General features: G+C 64.3%; 7 protein-coding genes. 2 read left to right on the top strand and 5 right to left on the bottom strand.

From position 1 onward, the window contains the following. The 5 genes from eno to tyrS form a co-directional block, all read right to left on the bottom strand. On the bottom strand, positions 1–567 hold a 567-nt coding region (eno, locus tag V7N12_RS13325; RefSeq protein ID WP_443089970.1), incomplete at its 3' end, for a phosphopyruvate hydratase. 28 nt (positions 568–595) lie between these two features. Continuing rightward, positions 596–1495: a DMT family transporter gene (locus V7N12_RS13320; protein ID WP_333715114.1), complete on the bottom strand. Its 900-nt coding sequence runs from the start codon at positions 1493–1495 to the stop codon at positions 596–598. 1 nt (position 1496) lies between these two features. Next, the gene (locus V7N12_RS13315) at positions 1497–1916 is read right to left on the bottom strand and encodes a Fur family transcriptional regulator (RefSeq protein ID WP_333715113.1); all 420 of its coding nucleotides are present in this window, start codon (positions 1914–1916) and stop codon (positions 1497–1499) included. 64 nt (positions 1917–1980) lie between these two features. Next, positions 1981–2832, bottom strand: coding sequence for a PhzF family phenazine biosynthesis protein (locus V7N12_RS13310; RefSeq protein ID WP_333715111.1), 852 nt, complete (start codon positions 2830–2832; stop codon positions 1981–1983). An 88-nt stretch (positions 2833–2920) separates the two neighbouring features. Next, positions 2921–4174: a tyrosine--tRNA ligase gene (gene tyrS / locus V7N12_RS13305; RefSeq protein ID WP_333715110.1), complete on the bottom strand. Its 1254-nt coding sequence runs from the start codon at positions 4172–4174 to the stop codon at positions 2921–2923. Positions 4175–4237: 63 nt separating this feature from the next. Between tyrS and V7N12_RS13300 the strand changes: the two genes are divergently transcribed. Both V7N12_RS13300 and V7N12_RS13295 read left to right on the top strand, forming a co-directional pair. Then, positions 4238–5347 (top strand): anhydro-N-acetylmuramic acid kinase, encoded by a 1110-nt coding sequence (locus V7N12_RS13300; RefSeq protein WP_333715109.1) that lies wholly within the window; start codon positions 4238–4240, stop codon positions 5345–5347. A 197-nt stretch (positions 5348–5544) separates the two neighbouring features. Further along, the gene (locus V7N12_RS13295) at positions 5545–6171 is read left to right on the top strand and encodes an outer membrane protein (RefSeq protein WP_333715108.1); all 627 of its coding nucleotides are present in this window, start codon (positions 5545–5547) and stop codon (positions 6169–6171) included. Positions 6172–6306 lie beyond the last annotated feature (135 nt).

Genomic DNA, 6306 nt, shown 5'->3' with positions numbered 1-6306 from the left:
CAGCGTGTGGAACACTTCGGACCCCATGCGCACGGCCTCGCGGATATTCGCGGCGCTGACCGGCATGATCATGAATTCCTGAATGTCGATCGGGTTGTCGGCATGTTCACCGCCGTTGATGATGTTCATCATCGGAACGGGCAGGGTGCGGGCCGAGGTGCCGCCGATGTAGCGGTAAAGCGGTTGCGCGGTGAAATCGGCGGCCGCCTTGGCCACGGCCATCGAGACACCAAGGATCGCGTTCGCCCCCAGACGGCCCTTGTTCGGGGTGCCGTCGAGTTCGATCATCATCTCGTCGATGGCCACCTGTTCGGTCGCATCCATGCCAAGGATCGCCTCGGCGATCTCGCCGTTCACGGCGGCGACGGCGTCCAGCACGCCCTTGCCCAGATAGCGGGACTTGTCGCCGTCGCGCTTTTCCACCGCCTCATGCGCGCCGGTCGAGGCCCCCGAGGGCACCGCCGCGCGGCCCATCGTGCCGTCTTCGAGGATCACGTCGACTTCGACGGTGGGGTTGCCACGGCTGTCGAGGATTTCGCGGGCGTGGACGTCGATGATCGTGCTCATGGTGTGCTCCCTTGGGATGTTAGCGGTATCAGGCGCTTTTTAGCGCGGCTTGGCTGCGTTGGGAAGCCCGCGCCAGACGGGCCTCGCGCCAGAGGGTATAGATGCCAGACGCGATGACGATGGCCGCACCGATCAGGGTCGCGGCATCGGGGGTTTCCGAAAATAGCACGTAGCCGATGATTAGGGCAAAGACCATGCGGCTGTAACGGAATGATGAAATGATCCCGGCGTTGCCCTTGCGGGTGGCCGCCACGATGGACAGATAGGCGACCATCCCCACAAGAATTCCGAACGTCAGTTGCCACCATTCCTGACCTTGCGGCATCACAAGGGCCTGCCCCTGCGCATAGGCCAGCAAGACCCCCGCAGGTGTCACGAAGGCAAAGGCATGGCTGCCCAGTTGCACCGCCGAAAGCTCGACCTTCAGACCGCGGGTCAGAAGATCGCGCGTGGCAAGCGCCAGCATCCCCGCCACGGCCAGCAGGGTCGCGGGCACGAACCCCTCCATCCCCGGGCGCACGATGATCAGCACGCCGACAAAGCCGACCAAAATCGCAAGCCAGCGCCGCCAGCCGACCTCTTGGCCCAGAAAGAGCGCCGCACCCATCGCCACCACCAGCGGGGTGGCCTGAATGACCGCCGAGACCGTCGTCAGCGGGATCAGCGCAAGGGCTGTCCCGATCAGGCAGGTGCCGACAACCTCGGCCAGACTGCGCAGGATGACCCTGCCGTTCAGATAGGCCGGATGCCAGAGCGCTTGCCCCCGCAGCGCCGACCAGATCAGAAAGCCCACCAAGCCACCAAAACAGATCAGCGCGATGACCTGACCGGCGGGCATCCGCACCGCCAGCAGCTTGATCATCCCGTCCACGATGGCGAAACTCAGCATCGCCAGCACCATGAAGGCCGCACCGCGGATATTGTCCAATTCAGTCGTCCTTGTCTGTCAGCGGCACGGCGTAAAGTTCCAGCCGGTGCCCTTTCAGGCGGTAACCCAGCTTGCGCGCGATCTTTTCCTGCAGCGCCTCGATTTCGGCATCGACGAATTCGATCACCTCGCCGGAATGCACGTCGATCAGGTGATCGTGGTGTTCGCGGTCCGCCGTTTCATAGCGCGCGCGCCCGTCGCCGAATTCGTGCTTTTCAAGGATGCCGGCTTCCTCGAACAGTTTGACGGTGCGATAGACCGTGGCCAGCGAAATCCGCGGGTCGATGGCCGAGGCGCGGTGATAGAGCTCTTCCACATCGGGGTGGTCTGCGGCGTCTTCCAGCACGGCGGCGATCGTCCTGCGCTGTTCGGTCAGGCGCAGCCCGTTGGCTTCACAACGCTCGATTATCGTGGCGGTCATCGCGGCCTCTTGGTCCTTGCCGACCTGATAGCGGGGCAGGGGAAGAGTTTCCAGCCTGATAACGTCAGAGGATCAGCCGCCCCTCCATGGTCCGCACGGCGTTCCCGCTGATCGTCACCGCGATGGCGTCGCCCTTTGTGGTCTGCGCTTGGATATGCGACGGGCGGCCCATCGCCTCGCCCTGATGGATTTTCAGCGACAGATCGCGGCCCAGTTCCTCGGTCAGCAGGGCGGCCAGCGCGGCACTGGCGCTGCCGGTGGCGGGGTCTTCGGGGATATTGTCGAGCGGCGCGAACATGCGCGCGTCGATCCTCTCGCCGTCACGGACATAGGCGAAGACCGCGAAGTCGAGACCGGACGGATAGCGTTTCATACCCTCGCGGAAGGCGGCGATATTGGTCTGGATCGCGGCCAGCGCGGCTTTGTCCACCAGTTCGACCAGCACGAAGTCAAGCCCCACCCCCGCCTGAACCGGTGGGTGCGTCTGGGTCCGGATCGCCGTTCGGGGCAAGCCCAGCGCCTTGACCACCAGGGCCGGATCGGGGGTGCCGAACCTTTGCAACGGGGCCGAGACGGTGAATGACGCCATCTGGCCGGTCACGCGACAGGGTATCGGCCCCACACCCAGTTCCAGCACCATGTTGCCCGTCGCGCCCTGATCGCGCAGGGCAATCGCCGTGCCGATGGTGGGATGGCCGGCGAAGGGCACCTCCATCGTCGGGGTGAAGATGCGGACTTTCGCGGTATGGGCGGGGTTGTCAGGCGGATAGACAAAGGTCGTTTCCGAGAAATTGAACTCGCGCGCGATCTTCTGAAGCTGGGCCTGATGCAGGGCTGTGGCATCGAGGATCACGGCAAGCTGGTTGCCGCCGAATGGGGCATCGGTGAAGACGTCATAGACGACATAGCGGGTCATGGTTGATCACCTTTCGCGTCCCGGACGTGATCCGGGACCTCTGTCTTTGGGATGTGATGCCCCGGAACATGTCCGGGGCGATCAAAAGCTACGAACCCAATTGCACCAGCGCGTGCCGCTTCTTGCCCGCGCTCAGCTTGACGGGCGAGGCCAGCGCCCCCGCATCCAGCACCAGCCCGGCTTCGGTCAGCGGTTCGTCGTTCAGCCGCGCGCCGTTCTCGGCGATCAGGCGCTTGGCCTCCTTGCCGGAACTCGCCAGCCCCGAGCGGACGATCAGTTGCACGATGGAAATACCGTCACCGATCTCTTCCGCAGACAGCCTAAGCGTCGGCAGATCATCCCCGATACCGCCTTTCTCGAAGACCTCGCGCGCGGTGGCCTCTGCCGCCGCCGCCGCCTCTGCCCCGTGCAGCAGGGTCGTCACCGCGTTGGCCAGAATGATCTTGGCCGCGTTGATCTCGGACCCTTCCAGAGCGCCCAGCCGGTCACATTCCTCGACCGGCAGCTCGGTGAAGATCTTGAGGAACTTGCCCGTGTCCGCATCGGTCGTATTGCGCCAGAACTGCCAGAATTCATAAGGCGACAGCATATCGCCGTTCAGCCAGACAGCCCCGCCCTGCGACTTGCCCATCTTGCGCCCGTCGCTGGTGGTCAAAAGCGGCGTGGTCAGCCCGTAGATCTCGTGATCCAGCACCCGGCGCGTCAGGTCGATGCCGTTGACGATATTGCCCCACTGGTCCGAGCCACCCATCTGCAACAGACAACCGTATCGGCGGTTCAGTTCCAGAAAGTCATAGGCCTGCAGGATCATGTAGTTGAATTCGAGAAACGACAGCGACTGCTCGCGGTCCAGCCGCGATTTCACGCTCTCGAAGGACAGCATCCGGTTCACGCTGAAATGCCGCCCGATATCGCGCAGGAAATCGAGGTAGTTCAGCGCGTCCAGCCATTCGGCGTTGTTCAGCATCAGCGCATCGGTCGCACGCGCGCCGTAGGTCAGATATTTGTCGAAGACCTGCTGCATGCCTGCGATATTCGCGTCGATCTGTTCCGGCCCCAGCAGCGGACGCTCGTCCGAGCGGAAAGAGGGATCGCCCACCTTGGTCGTCCCGCCGCCCATCAGGGTGATCGGCTTGTGGCCGGTCTTTTGCAGCCAGCGCAGCACCATGATGTTCATCAGATGCCCGACATGCAGCGACTGCGCCGTCGCATCATAGCCGATATAGGCGGTCACGACCCCTTTGCTCAGCGCCTCGTCGAGGCCCTGATAATCCGTGCAGTCGGCCAGAAAGCCGCGCGTCATCATGACCGTCATGAATTCGGACTTGGGGTGGTAGGTCATCGGCTTGTCCCTGCTTGGTTTGCGAGGCACTCTATAGTCAGGCAGGCGGCAGAGGGGAAGCGGATGTTTGACGGTCGGGTGGTGCGGGCTTTGGGGACGATGTCGGGAACCTCGCTGGATGGTGTGGATGCCGCCGTGATCGCGACGGATGGCGAGGTGATCCACGGCTTCGGTGCGACGGCCTACCGCGCCTATACGCCTGCCGAACACGGGGTGCTGCGCGCCCATCTGGGACGCTGGCCCGCGGATGGCTGCAAGGTCGCGCAGGCCATCGTCGAGACCGCCCATGCCGAGGTCATGGCGGGCTTTACGGGTATCGACCTGATCGGTTTTCACGGCCAGACCCTCGCGCATGATCCGGCCAACCGCCGGACGCATCAATGCGGCGACGGGGCGGTTCTGGCGGCAAGGCTTGGGCTGCCGGTGGCATGGGATTTCCGCACCGCCGATGTGGCCGCAGGCGGGCAGGGCGCGCCGCTGGCGCCGTTCTTCCACTTCGCGCTGGCCAAATGGATCGGTGCGACGGCTCCGCTGGCGATGCTGAACCTCGGCGGTGTCGGCAATCTCACATGGATCGACCCCGCACAGGACAGGCCCGAAGACGACGGGGCCCTGCTTGCCTTCGACACAGGCCCCGCCAATGCGCCGATGAACGACCTGATGCAGGCGCGGCGGGGCGAGCCCCAGGATGCCGATGGTGCCATCGCCGCGACAGGGCGGGCGGAGATGCAGATTGTCGATGCCTTCCTTGCCGATCCCTATTTCGCGATGCCCGCGCCCAAGTCACTCGACCGGGGGGCATTCGCGGATTTGTCCGATGCGGTGCAGGGGCTTGCGGATGCCGACGCGCTCGCCACGCTGCTTGAAGCGGTCGTGCAAAGCACGGCCCTTGCGCTGGCCGTCTGTCCGCGCCCGCCGGAACGGCTTTTGGTCACCGGCGGTGGTCGCAAGAACAGGGCGTTGATGCGGCGCTTGCAGGCGGTGCTGCCCTGCGCCGTGGCCCCGGTGGAAAGTGCCGGTCTCGATGGTGACATGATCGAGGCGCAGGCCTTCGGCTATCTTGCCGTGCGGGTGGCGCGCGGGCTGCCGATCTCGGCCCCGATGACGACCGGCGTGGCGTCACCCCTGCGCGGCGGGCAACTGGCGATGTCGCCGCACAACCGCCCTATTTAGGGACATCACAGGCGGTTTGCTGCCCCAATCACGAAAATATCAGCCCATTGTTTCTGAAATGCGCTAGAATTGGCCGATCAGAGGCTGTCTGCGCGCACGAAACAGCCGACGCGGCATCTACGCCCCCTCCGGCCATTGCGCCGCGGATTTGCGATGCCATCTATTGGGGCGGAACAAAGCAAATCAAGGAGACTTTTATGCTTTCCAAGACATTCAAGCGCGGCCTTATGACGGCTGCTGTCCCGGCATTGATGTTGGGTGGCATGGCACAGGCCGGCGGCCTTGCGGAAACGATCGTCGAACCCGCGCCGATGCCTGCGCCCGTGGCCCCCGCACCGATCGCGATGGGCGCCGACTGGACCGGCTTCTATGCCGGTGGCCAACTTGGCTATGGCAACCTGCAATCCGACGCCTTCTCCGAGGATGCAACCGGCGCGCTCTACGGTGTCCATGCAGGTTATCTTTATGACTTCGGGTCGGTCGTCGCCGGTGCCGAGGTGGACTATGACCTGAGCAACATCGAGGCCGCAAGCGAGGGGACGATCACGCTGGACAGCGTCGCCCGCGCCAAGCTGCGTCTGGGCTATGATGCCGGTGCCTTCATGCCCTATCTGGTCGGCGGTGTCGCCCTTGCCACCACCGGAGACGCGCTTGACGGCGAAGGCACCGGCACCTTCGGCGGTCTCGGGATCGACTATCAGTTCAGCCCCACGATCCGCATCGGTGCCGAGGTGCTGCAACACCAGTTTGAGGACTTCGACGATATCGACGGTCTTGATATCGACGCGACAACCGCCAGCGCGCGCGTGTCGTTCCAGTTCTGATCAGGGTTCATGCGCTGCGGGGGCTGTCCCAATCCCTGTCCAAGACCTGCAGCACCATGACAAGGCCCGCCCCCACGCCACGGGGGGCGGGCCGTTTTGTTGTCAGGCGCGGGTGGCCGCCTGCCGCTCGGCGAA

The sequence above is a fragment of the Yoonia sp. genome (genome assembly GCF_036770585.1).
GTDB lineage: Bacteria > Pseudomonadota > Alphaproteobacteria > Rhodobacterales > Rhodobacteraceae > Yoonia.
This window is presented reverse-complemented; position numbering and strand designations above follow the sequence as displayed.

Coding starts and splice junctions, on each gene's coding strand:
- V7N12_RS13295 (WP_333715108.1), top strand. CDS start 5,545: ATGCTTTCCAAGACATTCAAGCGCGGCCTTATGACGGCTGCTGTCCCG.
- V7N12_RS13310 (WP_333715111.1), bottom strand. CDS start 2,832: ATGACCCGCTATGTCGTCTATGACGTCTTCACCGATGCCCCATTCGGC.
- tyrS (WP_333715110.1), bottom strand. CDS start 4,174: ATGACCTACCACCCCAAGTCCGAATTCATGACGGTCATGATGACGCGC.
- V7N12_RS13300 (WP_333715109.1), top strand. CDS start 4,238: ATGTTTGACGGTCGGGTGGTGCGGGCTTTGGGGACGATGTCGGGAACC.
- V7N12_RS13315 (WP_333715113.1), bottom strand. CDS start 1,916: ATGACCGCCACGATAATCGAGCGTTGTGAAGCCAACGGGCTGCGCCTG.